This window comes from Streptomyces sp. 2131.1, assembly GCF_900105515.1.
Taxonomy (GTDB): Bacteria; Actinomycetota; Actinomycetes; order Streptomycetales; family Streptomycetaceae; genus Streptomyces; species Streptomyces drozdowiczii.
The window spans coordinates 3,217,112-3,228,663 of sequence record NZ_FNSY01000001.1 but is presented as its reverse complement, the minus strand read 5'-3'; the positions used below and the strand labels follow the sequence as shown (position 1 = coordinate 3,228,663).

Genomic DNA, 11,552 nt, shown 5'->3' with positions numbered 1-11,552 from the left:
GGAATCGAGAACCACCCCGCCCGTTGAGCGCCCCGGAAGAGCGCGGAGCGCTCACTTCCCGGCCCTCGTCCCTCTACGCGTGCGCGCTGCGTGTCCAGCGCGCCGAGCCCGAGGGGCGGTGGTCCCTGGCCGACGCGGCACCACCCGTACCCCGCCCTGTCCCGTCCGACCCGGCGAGCCGTGACTTCACCCGGACCAGGGACGAAGTAGAAGGCATGCTGGGGCAGTTGCTGGTCGCTCCGGACGCCGTCGAGGCGGCGGAGCAGGTGCACCGGCGGCTGGCGTCCCTGGATCCGCCCGTCCGGCACCGCACCCTGTGCCTTCTCGTCGCCGGGCTGCCGGTGGAGAACGAGGAACGGGCGCGGGACCTGGCGCGCGTCCTGGTGCGTACGGGCTACAGCCGGCCGGCCGTCTGCGTCGGCCTCGCCCTCCTGCGGGACCTGGGCGAACCGGAGGACGTGCCGTATCTCCGTACCCTCGGCGTGCTGCGCACCCTCGTACGTCCCGTCGTCCACGCGCTCGACGCCCTGGACCGGCCGGCCGCCGCCGTGCTCGACCTGCGCAACCGCGACGGGGCGCCCGAGCTGAAGCCGCTCCTCGCCGCGCTCGACTCCGGTGACCGTGCCGCCGTACGGGAACGGGTGGCCGCGCTGCCTGCGGACGTGTCGCCCGAGACGGGGCGGAGGGCCGCCGAGGCGTCCGGGCTGGCCGAACTGATGGCAGGGGTCGATGAACTGCCGCCCTCGCAGGGTGCCGTACTGGTGGCCCGGGCGGGGCGGTTGCTGTTCCGCATGACGACATTGCGGGACTACCGGCCCGAGATCCTCTCCTACCCGGACGCGCCGCGTGCGTACGGGGAACTCGCGCGGCATGCCGGTCTGCTGACGCCCACCCCCGGCCATCAGGCGGTTCTGCTGTCCGCCGTCCAGGAGCTGCGTACCGGGCCCGTCATGCTGCACGACTGGGGTCCGGGGCGTCGGGAGGCGGCGCTCGCGGAGCTGACGGCCGTCCTGAGCCGGCCGGAGTGGCAGGCCGTACTCGGCCTGGAGGGGGACGATTCCGGCAGGCGGAGGCGGCTCGCGTGGATGCGGCGTACGCGGGCGCGCGTTTTGCGCTCCCCGTGCGCCCCCTCCGCGCCGTTGCGCATCGAGGTCCACCATCGTGACCCCGACGATCCCGCCGTGGTCGAGGCGCGCATCCTCGTCGACGGGCGCCCGCTCGTGCCGGACTGCTTCGGCCGGGGGCCCGCCAACGGGCCCGAGGAGCTGCTCGACACCGGCCTCCTGCGGGCCACGGACGAGCCCCACGAGGTGCAGCTCGCCGAGGCGTACTGCACCGAGGGCTGCTGCGGTGCGCTGTACGTCACCGTGCGGCGGGACGGGGACCAGGTCGTCTGGTCCGGGTGGCGCTGCCCGGTTCCGCCGGGCGGCAGACGCGAGCTGCCCGAGCTCCGCTTCGACGCCGCCGCGTACGACGCCGAGGTCGCCCGCGCGGAGAGCGACGACGGCTGGTCGTGGCCGGCCCGCCGGGCCGCCCGGCTGATCGCCGCCGGACTGCGGGGCCGGCCGGACCTCCTCACCCGTTGGAACGTCCGGCTCGGCTGGGCCGGGACGGCATTCCGGGACCCCGACGAGACGGCGATCAGCCTCCTGTACCACGCCGAGGACGGCACCGCGCGGCAGATCATCTGGCGCCTACCGGAGGACGGCACCCCGCCGGAGGGCCGCGCGGCGGCGGCGTTGGACCGGCTGACCAGGGAGGACCCGAGGACGTACGGGCGTTAGCGCCGGTCCACCGTTCGGGTGATCCGTCGGTGGGGGCGAGGCGTTGGCAGACCCGGGGAGCGAGGCGATACCCGCTCCCCGGCAGCCTCTTGTCCGGCGCGTCGCGGTTGCCGCGTTTGGCACAGTGCCGCTCCACGATCTTCACGATCAGGAACGGGGCGAACGGTGAGCGGTGCGCGGCTGAGGCTGAGCGATCTGGCGGGTGGCGGTACGGGGGGCGGCTCCGCCGCGGGGGGCTCCGCCGGTGGGGGTCCCGTCGGTGGGGGTTCCGTCGGCGGGGGCGAGCTGCGGCACAGCGGGGGTGCGTGGTTGCGGGCCGCCGGGGGTGCGGAGGGGATGGGTGCGCATCTCGGGCCCGTACGTGCGGAACTGACGACCGCGCACGAGGGGCTGGCCGCAGGGACCGCCGGCCTGCGCGCCCTCGCCGAGCTGGGCGTCGTGCAGGAGTCCTGGGTCCGGCGCTTCGAGTCCGCCCGCCATGAGTGCGGGGCGCTCGCGGGCAGCCTTCGCGCCGTGGCGCGGGCGCAGGGCGAGACCAACGAGTCCGTGCGGTCGTCCTTCTCGCCCGTCGCGCGCCGGACCCATGGGGTCGAGCGATGACCGCGCTCGACGCCGCGCTGACGTGGGCCCAGCTGCGCGACATCAAATGCGCCGAGCTGGAGAGCGCGGCCGACGGCTGGGGCAGGGCGAGCAACCGTGCGGACGCGGGGCGGGACCGCATCGAGAAGCAGTTGCTCACCGGTCTGCGCGAGAACCAGCATGGCGCGGCCGCCGACGCGGCGGTCGGGCGGTTGCGGCGGATGGGCCGGAACCTGCAGTACGTGTACACCGAGTGCGGTCTGGTCCGCACCGCGCTGAACAGCCTCGCGCACGACCTGAGGGTGCAGCAGACGGCGTTGCGGCGGGCGCTGGACGAGGCGGAGTCGCTGAAGTACACCGTGCACCCGGACGGCTCGGTGACGTATCCCGCCGGGGGCGCGAGTGTCGTCGAGGGCGCGCCGTTACCCCCGGGCGGCACGGCGCGGGTGACGTCGGACCCCGGTCTGTACCCTCCCTCGGGCCTGGTCGGCCCGAACCCGCACGCCGCGAAGGCCCAGGACATCGCGCACCGGATCGCGAAGGCGGTCGGGACGGCCGTGGAGATCGACTGGCGCTTCGCGCGGGTGCTGCGCCGGCTCAAGGCGGAGGAGGGCCTGAAGGTCCCGGACCGCACCTGGACCGATGCGGCGGGGGACGCGGCGGCGGTACGGGAGGCTGCGCGCGGCTACCTGAAGTCCCGTATCCCGCGCGACGCGTCGCCTGCGGCGAGGCGTGAGTGGTGGGAGCACCTGACGGACGAACAGCGCGAGGAGTACCTCGCGGTGTACCCGGACCAGATCGGCAACCTGGACGGCATCCCGTCCCTTGTCCGCGACACCGCGAACCGGGACAACCTCCAGCTCCTGATCGGCAAGCTGGAGGGACGGTCGGACGAGACGTCCGGGGTGCGGTTGGCGGGGCTGCGGGAGATCCAACGTCAACTGAACGAGGGCGGCCAGCCGCCGATGTACCTCCTCGGCATCGGCGACGAGGGAAACGGCCGGGCGATCGTGTCGTTCGGGAACCCGGATACGGCGCGGAATGTTGCGGCTTATGTGCCGGGGTTGAATACGTCGTTGGATAAGGACTTTGCTACGGGGGACCTTAAGCGGGCGCGTGATACTGCAATCGGCGCCAAGGAGATGGATCCGAGTTCGACGGTCGCGTCAATCGTTTGGCTCGGATACGACGCGCCGCAGACGGAGATCGGGGACCCGGTGGGCAGTTTGGATGTGTCGGGTGACGCGAATGCCAAGGCAGGGGCATCTACTTACAACCAATTCATGGCGGGGATTTCTGCTACGAATCAAAATTCGGATCCTCACGTAACGGCGATCGGCCATTCCTACGGCTCGTTGACGGTAGGCGTCGCGGCTCAGCAGAGAGGCGGGATCCCGGGAGTGGACGACGTTGTTCTGGTGGGAAGCCCCGGCACGAACGCGCGATCTGCGGATGAGCTTGGTGTTGGGAGGGAACACGTCTTCGTGGGAGCTGCGGAAAACGATGTGGTCACCAAGTTGCCTAACGACCGGGAAGCAAGTGGCTTGGGAACGGGAGTCGTGGGAGGTGCGTCGACGGGGTTTGTGCTGGGGTTGAGCGGAGGGCCTGTCGGGGCGGTATTCGGTGGTGTGGCCGGTGGATTTGCTGGCGGTGCCGCGGGGTATGCGGCTCAGGATTCTCACACCGAGGAAAGTGATACTTGGTTTGGCACAGATCCCGCGCACCGGGATTTCGGAGCTACCAGGTTCGCGGTTAGCGACGGTCCTCGGGTGTTCGAGTCAGGGCATCGCCCCGCTGAAGCGCACTCCAACTACTTTGACCCGACGAAGGATCAGCAATCTGCGGACAATATCGCAAGAATTGTTGCCGGGAAGTCAGACGAGATTGAGCGGGAGGGTCCGAGGTGAAGGTCCGAACGAGCGCCATGATTGCAGCAGTGCTGGTGCTTTCGAGTTGTGCGCCGACAAGTGGATCCGGGGATGAGGGGAGGAGTGGCGGAGTGAACATGCAAGAGGCTGCCGACCGGGCAGATAGGATTCTCGACGAGACATTTTCTGGAATCGAGCCGCCGGTAGAGTGGGTGCACGGGGAGTCAACTGAAGGTAGCTGCGACGTATCGCGCAGGAGGGCAGTGACAACAGTGATCTCGGAGGAGCGTAGGGGAAGCTTTCTGGGTGTAGTTGAGCGCGAGTGGCAGAGGGCGGGGTATCGTCAAGTAGGAGTTAATGCCAGTGCGCAAAGTCCTGCGACCTATTTTGAAACACCAGACAAATTTCGTGTGAGGCTGCTTATCGGGGGGCGCGGGCAGGCGTTCTTTGAGGTGGCTACGCCCTGCGTGGAACGGTCCTCGGTCTCAAAACCTCTTCCGCGGCCCGGGGGGGCGCAGCACGTGGGCGAACCGATCCCAGCGCCCAACGTCCGCGACGACTTCTGGTCTGCCGGCGCTTCGTGAGCGCCATCCGTGCGCCCCGTTGACTCGTACACACCGTCGAAAGCGCTCCCCGAAACCCGCCCCGATGGGGGATGGTTGACGGGTGCGTAAATTCTGGTTGGCCGTGGGGATGGGTGTCGGGGGCGCTGCGTGTTTCGTGGCGTTGCTTGTCGTCGGGACCTACTCCGCTGCCGCCGGGCTCGTGGGGGGTGGCGGTGGGGGGGCCGTCGCGTTGGCCAAGGGGGCGGTGCCGGCCAAGTACCAGGGGCTCGTGCAGAAGTGGGGGAACCTCTGTCCCGCCATCAACCCCGCACTGCTCGCCGCGCAGCTCTACCAGGAGAGCGGCTGGAACCCCCGCGCCCAGAGTGCCGCCGCCGCGCAGGGCATCGCGCAGTTCATCCCCGGGACCTGGGCCGGGCACGGCATCGACGGGGACGGGGACGGGGACCGGGACGTGTGGGACCCGGCCGACGCCATCCCGTCCGCCGCGTCCTACGACTGCGAGCTCGCCGGGTACGTGAAGAAGGTGGCCGGCGACCCCACGGACAACATGCTCGCCGCCTACAACGCGGGGGCGTACCGCGTGATCAAGTCCGGCGGGGTCCCGAACATCTCCGAGACCAGGAACTACGTCAAGATCATCCGGTCCCTGGAGAAGAGCTTCGCGCGGCCCGTCGGGCGGGTGCAGCCCTCCCAGCAGGCGGCCGGGGCCATCTATTTCGCGCAGAAGAAGCTCGGCACCAAGTATCTGTGGGGCGGCAACGGTACGCCCGAGCAGGGCGGGCGGTTCGACTGTTCCGGGCTGACCCAGGCCGCGTACCGCACGGTCGACATCGAGCTGCCCCGCGTGGCGAACGACCAGTACAACGCCGGGCCGCATCCTTCGCGTGACGAACTGCTCCCCGGCGACCTGGTGTTCTTCTCCGACGATCTGACGAATTCGCGTGCCATTCATCACGTCGGCCTCTACGTCGGAGGCGGGTACATGATCAACGCTCCGTACACTGGGGCGGTCATCCGGTTCGACAAGATCGACACGCCCGATTACTTCGGTGCCACACGCGTGACCAAGGACGGCGCCGCGGCTCTGCCGACCACGCAGCCCGCGGCCTGACCCACGCGTGCCGGTGGCCGGAACTCTCCGTGAAGCCCGGGCCCTGAGCTGCGACGTTGTGTCACTCTTCGATAACGTCATGGTGATCATTCGGTGGAGAGTGGAACGTACACGCGGTGCGCGTCGTTCTCTGGTGGGCGTGTGATTGATCGACCTGGGCGAACCGAACAACACGGGGGTTCGTGAATCGCGGCGCACAGGGACGTGTGCCGCAGCAGCAGACAAGGCAAGGGGCAGCAGCAGATGGCTGGACTCGCACTGGATGGGTCGAACCCCGACGTCAGCCTGCTCTACGACATCAACGGGCTCGCCAAGTCCGCTCCCACCTGGTTCGACCGGGTCATGGAGTTCGTCGGAGAGTACGGGATCATGCTCGGCATGGTCCTCGTGGTCCTGTGGTGCTGGTGGAGCGTTCGCCGGCGCGGCACGGCCGAGGAGTCGGTGTCGGCGGTGGCCGGGCTCGTCTGGGCTCCGCTCGCGGCCGGTATCGCGTTGCTCATCAACATCCCGATCCGCGGATTCGTCGAACGGCCGCGGCCGTTCAAGGACCACTCGGGTCTCGACGTCCTGGTCGACGGCAAGAACGACTTCTCGTTCGTCAGCGACCACGCCACGATGGCGATGGCGCTCGGCGTCGGGCTCTTCGTCGCCCATCGGAAGTTCGGCATCGCGGCCATCGGGCTCGCTCTGCTGGAGGGCTTCTGCCGGATCTACATGGGCGTCCACTATCCGACCGACGTCATCGGCGGCTTCGCCCTCGGTACAGCCGTCGCGTTGCTCCTCGCCCCGCTGGCCATGATGCTGCTGACGCCTCTGGTGGGGGCGGTCTCCCGGTCGCCCCGCCTGGGCCCGCTCGTCCGTTCGCGCCGGCCCCGGGTGGTGGCCTCCGGCCGGGACGACGCGGTCGGGATCCCCGAGCCGCGGCCCGGTTCGCGCGGCGGCGGCTCCGACGGTGAGAAGGGCCTGGCGGCCTGAGGGACCGGCATTGACGTGTGCCCCGGAAGGCATCGGCTTCCGGGGCACAGGTGTTTCCGGGGTCAGGGCGGTCGCAGCGCGCTCCCGCTCCTACACCCCCTGCGGGTACGTGAACAGCCCCTCCGGGTCGTACCGCTTCTTCACCTGGGCCAGGCGGGTCGTCCCCGTGCCGTAGTACGCCTGGCGCCAGTTGGACAGGGACGGGTCCGTGTAGTTCTGGTACGCCGCGCCGGAGGCGTACGGGCGCATCGCCGCATGGGTGTCTTTCAGCCACTTCTGCTGGGCGGTGCCCGGGGTACCCGGGCGCCAGGCGCCGATGTACTGGGCGAGCATCCGGGAGCGGCGGTGGACGAACGCCGTGGCCTTCGGGTCGACGCGGTTGACCGCCCCGCCCAGCGCGGTCAGCGCGACCGAGCCGCCGCCGCCCCGGCCGGGGGAGAGCTTGGTGAACGCCTGGACCGCGGAGAGCAGGGCCGATACGCCCGCCGGGGGCAGTGAGCGGTCGTAGAAGTCGGAGGCGGCGGCGTACGTCTCGCGCTGGAGGGTGCCCTGCGCGGTGCGGCCCGGCGTGGTGCCAGGCAGGTGGCACTGCGCGTCGGTGATGCCCGAGCAGCCCGCGTACACGAGCATCGCCTCCCGGTAGCCGCGGCGGCGCAGCGAGACCGAGGTGGCGGGTGCGCCGATGCGGTCGGCCAGGCGGTCGACGGCGTTCTGGAGGTCCCCGTACGTGCCGAGGCTGAACGCCGAGACCGAGACCGTCGGGTTGCTGCCGCCGGGGCCGGCCGCGAGGTGCACGGCGGACCAGATCTCGTCGGGCTGGTCGGGGCCCCAGGCCTGCCAGGCGGTGACGACGTTCCGGGCGCGCGACCACGGCCAGGACATGTACGCGGTGACGGTCTGGGGGGCGGAGTGCGTACGGAAGCGGAGCTTCGTGACGACGCCGAAGTTTCCGTTGCCCGCGCCGCGCAGCGCCCAGAAGAGGTCGGGGTTGCGTTTGGCGTCGGCGGTCACCGTGTGGCCGTCGGCGGTGACGAGAGTGGCGGAGGTGAGGTTGTCGCAGGTCAGGCCGTAGGCGCGGGCGGCGACTCCGTGGCCGCCGCCGAGGGTGAGACCGGAGATGCCGACCGTGGGGCAGGAGCCGCCGGGGATCGTGACGCCGTGCGCGGCGAGGCCCTCGTAGACGTCGAGGAGCTTGGCGCCCGCGCCGATCGTGCCGTTCCCCTCCACGCGGGAGAGCGACGAGACGTCAATGACCAGGCGCCCGTTGCCGCTCGACCAGCCGGCGTAGGAGTGGCCGCCGTTGCGGATCGCGACCGGTACGGAGGCGCGGCGGGCGAAGGCGAGGCACTCGCGGATGTCGTCCTCGTGCCGGACGTAGGCGATCCCGGCCGGTTTCTGGCCGTCGAAGCGGGTGTTGTAGAGCTGACGGGCCGTCGGGTAGGCGGTGTCGCCGGGGCGGATCACGGGGCCGTCGAGGCTCTTGGCCAGCGCGGGCCAGTCCGCCGGGCCGGAGGGCGCGGACTTCGAGGGGGCCGGGGACGGGTCGGACCTGGTGGGCGCCGGGGTGTCGCCGGGTGCCGGGTCCGTCGAGTCGGCGCCCTCGCAGGCGGTCGTCGTGGCACCGGTGAGGGCGGCGGCGGCGCCGGCCGCGAGGAGGGAGCGCCGGGTCGGCGGGGTCATCGGACCTCCGGGTGGGGGAGAGGGGGAGGGGAGGGCCGGTGCTCAGGCCGTGGTGCGGTGTTCATCGGCGTCCGCGCGGGCCCGGTCGCGTGACCGGCGGGCGGGGCCGGACCAGCCGCAGGCGCAGCGGGCGGTGCAGAACGAGCCGCGTTCGACGGTGGTGGGCTCATGGGCGGGCCGGGCCGGCGGGACCTCGGCGGCGTGTTGGTCGTACACGCGACCACGGTACTGGGCGGGGCGGCCCGGCCGGGAGGGGTCCGGGGAACGGGCCACCGGGGGGGTGACGTCCCGGGTGCCGCGGACCTGGCCGCTGCGGGCCGGCCTGGCCGGACAGCCTCGGACCGGGCCCGCCCCGGCCTGCCGGACAGCCTCGGACCGGGCCCGCGCCGGCCGGCCGGACAGCCTCGGACCGGACACGGCCCCGCCCCCCCGCCCGGCAGACCCCCCGGACCCGCCCCGCCCCCCGCCCGGCCCACCGCATGGTGCCAATCGGGGTCCAGGACGTTACAGGCGCCAGGGGCTGTCGTTATGCGAAGCGGGTGGGGCCTCGGGCAAGCGGTACGTCGTTGGGGATGGCAGGCGATGGTGGTGCAGCAGCACAGGGCCGGAGGCGGGGTGCGCGCACTGCGTGCCCTCGCCGTGGCGGGCGTGGTGGCGGCGGCCGCCGGGTGCGCGGGCGACGGGGGCGTCGACCGCGCCGCCGCCGCGGCGGACGCCCGGGACGGGGCCTCCGATGTGGTGCGGCGGGCGGCGTCGGTGCTCGCCGGCGAGGGGGTCGCGAGCGCCGGGGTGAGTACGTCGATGGAGACGGCGGCCGGTGGCACCCGGGTCACGATCCGCGGAACCGGGGCGTACGACTTCCGGGCCGGGGCGGGGCGGCTGAAGGTCGTGCTGCCGCCGGACGCGGCGGGCGAGGAGGAGCACCGGCCGATCACGGAGCTGCTGGCCCCGGGCGCGCTGTACATGATGAACCGGGGCGCCGGGGTGCCCGCCGGCAAGTGGGTGCGTATCGACACGACGACGCTGGAGGACGGGAACCTCGTCACCGGCGGGGTGACCGATCCGCTGGCCGCCGCCGAACTGCTGCGCGGCGCGGGGGCCGTGACGTACGTGGGCGAGACGGACCTGGCCGGGGTGACCGTACGGCACTACCGGGGGACGGCCGACATCGGCCGGGCGGCGCGGCAGGCGGGTCCCGGCTCGCGGGCGTCGCTGGCGGCGGCGGCGAAAGGGTTCCGCACGCGGACCGTGCCGTTCGACGCGTATCTGGACGAGGAGGGCCGGTTGCGCAAGGTGCGCCACCGGTTCAGCTTCGCCAACGAGGGCGCGGCGGCGGAGGTGGTCTCGACGACGCTGCTGTACGGGTTCGGGGCGCCGGTGGCCGTACGGCTGCCGGCGGAGCGGGACATCTACACCGGTGAGATCGAGCAGGGGCGGGCGTGAGATGAATCGCACCGGCCCCGCGTCTCCTGGGACACGCCCTAGCCCTCCGGTGGCGGCGAAATGGTCCGTCCGTGCCATGCGCGGCGCGTGTCGGGCTCTCTACCCTGGAAAGCCGGTGACGGCAGTGAGAGGTGAGTGACGTGGTGACGCTCGGGGCCCCGGCCGTATCGGACCATGTGGCGCTCGCCGAGATCGAGCTGTGCGGGGAACTGATGATCGCGGCCTCGGCGGCGATCGGGGAACGGCTCAGCGCGGACCGTATCGACGAGGTGCTCGACGTGAAGGCGGGCACCGACCGCACCACCGTTCCCCGGCAGGGCCACCACCAGGGCTGACGGGGGCGGAATCAGGTGCGCAGCAGGCGGGCGATGGCCTTGGTGGCCTCCTCGACCTTCGCGTCGACCTCCTCGCCGCCCTTGAGGGCCGCGTCGGCGACGCAGTGGCGCAGGTGCTCCTCCAGGAGCTGGAGCGCGAAGGACTGGAGGGCCTTGGTGGACGCCGAGACCTGGGTGAGTATGTCGATGCAGTAGACGTCCTCGTCGACCATGCGCTGGAGGCCGCGGATCTGGCCCTCGATGCGGCGCAGGCGCTTGAGGTGCTCGGTCTTCTGGTGGTGGTAGCCGTGTATTCCGCGGTCGTGGTCGGTCACGACGGCTTCGACGGGGGCCGCGCCGGGTGCCGCGTCCGGTGCGGGTTGCGTGCCCGTGGCCTCGGTGGTCGTCATTGCTGCCTCCCGTTTTCCCTTTACCCTGCCGTTTGAATACCCCTGGTGGGTATATCCTAACGAATTCAGCTGAAACGTGACCGGGGTCCCGTGCTGATCACTGTGCCTGATGCGCGACACTGAAGAATGCCGGTTAGCCGTGGCCGGATGATGCGCCTAGCATCAGCCTGACCGAATCCAAAGCACCCCGAGGACCCCACGTGCGTTTTCGTCTGACCCCCAGGGAGACGAGCTTCTACGACATGTTCTCCGCATCCGCGGACAACATCGTCACGGGCTCGAAACTCCTGATGGAACTGCTCGGGGCGGATTCTGCCTCCCGAGTCGAGATCGCGGAGCGTATGCGGGCAGCGGAGCACGCGGGGGACGACGCCACCCACGCGATCTTCCACCAGCTGAACTCCTCCTTCATTACGCCGTTCGACCGCGAGGACATTTACAACCTCGCGTCGTCGCTCGACGACATCATGGACTTCATGGAGGAGGCCGTCGACCTGGTCGTGCTGTACCAGATCGACCAGCTTCCCAAGGGCGTGGAGCAGCAGGTCGAGGTGCTGGCGCGGGCGGCCGAACTGACCGCCGAGGCCATGCCGGGTCTGCGCACGATGGACAACCTCACCGAGTACTGGATCGAGGTCAACCGCCTGGAGAACCAGGCCGACCAGATCCACCGCAAGCTGCTCGCCCACCTCTTCAACGGCAAGTACGACGCCATAGAGGTGCTGAAGCTGAAGCAGATCGTGGACGTGCTGGAAGAGGCTGCCGACGCGTTCGAGCACGTCGCGAACACGGTGGAGACCATCGCGGTCAAGGAGTCCTGAA

11 protein-coding genes are annotated in these 11,552 nt (G+C 71.0%); 8 read left to right on the top strand and 3 right to left on the bottom strand.

Translation table 11 applies throughout. The annotated features are described in order from the left end of the window. Positions 1-23 precede the first annotated feature (23 nt). The 5 genes from BLW14_RS14600 to BLW14_RS14575 all read left to right on the top strand — a co-directional run bounded on the left by BLW14_RS14600 (position 24) and on the right by BLW14_RS14575 (position 6,883). Positions 24-1,784: a hypothetical protein gene (locus tag BLW14_RS14600; protein ID WP_256332781.1), complete on the top strand. Its 1,761-nt coding sequence runs from the start codon at positions 24-26 to the stop codon at positions 1,782-1,784. Positions 1,785-2,120: 336 nt separating this feature from the next. Then, the gene (locus BLW14_RS14595) at positions 2,121-2,384 is read left to right on the top strand and encodes a hypothetical protein (protein WP_093710728.1); all 264 of its coding nucleotides are present in this window, start codon (positions 2,121-2,123) and stop codon (positions 2,382-2,384) included. Beyond that, the gene (locus tag BLW14_RS14590) at positions 2,381-4,270 is read left to right on the top strand and encodes an alpha/beta hydrolase (RefSeq protein ID WP_093707735.1); all 1,890 of its coding nucleotides are present in this window, start codon (positions 2,381-2,383) and stop codon (positions 4,268-4,270) included. Before BLW14_RS14595 ends, BLW14_RS14590 begins: the two co-directional genes overlap by 4 nt. A gap of 654 nt (positions 4,271-4,924) precedes the next feature. Further along, positions 4,925-5,908, top strand: a complete 984-nt coding sequence (locus BLW14_RS14580) for a C40 family peptidase (RefSeq protein ID WP_177154220.1) — start codon at positions 4,925-4,927, stop codon at positions 5,906-5,908. A gap of 243 nt (positions 5,909-6,151) precedes the next feature. Continuing rightward, positions 6,152-6,883: a phosphatase PAP2 family protein gene (locus BLW14_RS14575; protein ID WP_093707733.1), complete on the top strand. Its 732-nt coding sequence runs from the start codon at positions 6,152-6,154 to the stop codon at positions 6,881-6,883. 90 nt (positions 6,884-6,973) lie between these two features. On the opposite strand, the gene BLW14_RS14570 is transcribed toward BLW14_RS14575, so the two are convergent. Together BLW14_RS14570 and BLW14_RS34490 are read right to left on the bottom strand one after the other, a co-directional pair. Further along, positions 6,974-8,563, bottom strand: a complete 1,590-nt coding sequence (locus tag BLW14_RS14570) for an FAD-binding oxidoreductase (RefSeq protein WP_093707732.1) — start codon at positions 8,561-8,563, stop codon at positions 6,974-6,976. A 42-nt stretch (positions 8,564-8,605) separates the two neighbouring features. Beyond that, entirely contained in the window at positions 8,606-8,779 is a 174-nt protein-coding gene (locus BLW14_RS34490) for a hypothetical protein (RefSeq protein WP_018101683.1), read from the bottom strand. A 366-nt stretch (positions 8,780-9,145) separates the two neighbouring features. Here BLW14_RS34490 and BLW14_RS14565 point away from each other — a divergent pair, with 366 nt between their 5' ends. Both BLW14_RS14565 and BLW14_RS14560 read left to right on the top strand, forming a co-directional pair. Further along, positions 9,146-10,006, top strand: a complete 861-nt coding sequence (locus BLW14_RS14565; protein WP_093707731.1) for an SCO4651 family lipoprotein — start codon at positions 9,146-9,148, stop codon at positions 10,004-10,006. Between the two features lie 140 nt (positions 10,007-10,146). After that, positions 10,147-10,341, top strand: coding sequence for a hypothetical protein (locus BLW14_RS14560; protein WP_018519697.1), 195 nt, complete (start codon positions 10,147-10,149; stop codon positions 10,339-10,341). Between the two features lie 11 nt (positions 10,342-10,352). Here BLW14_RS14560 and BLW14_RS14555 read toward each other — a convergent pair whose 3' ends face one another. Continuing rightward, positions 10,353-10,730 carry a metal-sensitive transcriptional regulator gene (locus tag BLW14_RS14555; protein ID WP_018519696.1) on the bottom strand — a complete coding sequence of 126 codons (378 nt, stop codon included), beginning with the start codon at positions 10,728-10,730 and terminating at the stop codon, positions 10,353-10,355. A gap of 200 nt (positions 10,731-10,930) precedes the next feature. Here BLW14_RS14555 and BLW14_RS14550 point away from each other — a divergent pair, with 200 nt between their 5' ends. Next, entirely contained in the window at positions 10,931-11,551 is a 621-nt protein-coding gene (locus tag BLW14_RS14550) for a DUF47 domain-containing protein (protein ID WP_026242618.1), read from the top strand. Position 11,552 lies beyond the last annotated feature (1 nt).

What these genes read in the sequence shown, in the direction of transcription:
- BLW14_RS14555 (WP_018519696.1), bottom strand. Translation starts at nt 10,730, where the DNA reads ATGACGACCACCGAGGCCACGGGCACGCAACCCGCACCGGACGCGGCA.
- BLW14_RS14590 (WP_093707735.1), top strand. Translation starts at nt 2,381, where the DNA reads ATGACCGCGCTCGACGCCGCGCTGACGTGGGCCCAGCTGCGCGACATC.
- BLW14_RS14570 (WP_093707732.1), bottom strand. Translation starts at nt 8,563, where the DNA reads ATGACCCCGCCGACCCGGCGCTCCCTCCTCGCGGCCGGCGCCGCCGCC.
- BLW14_RS14565 (WP_093707731.1), top strand. Translation starts at nt 9,146, where the DNA reads ATGGTGGTGCAGCAGCACAGGGCCGGAGGCGGGGTGCGCGCACTGCGT.
- BLW14_RS14580 (WP_177154220.1), top strand. Translation starts at nt 4,925, where the DNA reads ATGGGTGTCGGGGGCGCTGCGTGTTTCGTGGCGTTGCTTGTCGTCGGG.
- BLW14_RS14575 (WP_093707733.1), top strand. Translation starts at nt 6,152, where the DNA reads ATGGCTGGACTCGCACTGGATGGGTCGAACCCCGACGTCAGCCTGCTC.
- BLW14_RS14595 (WP_093710728.1), top strand. Translation starts at nt 2,121, where the DNA reads ATGGGTGCGCATCTCGGGCCCGTACGTGCGGAACTGACGACCGCGCAC.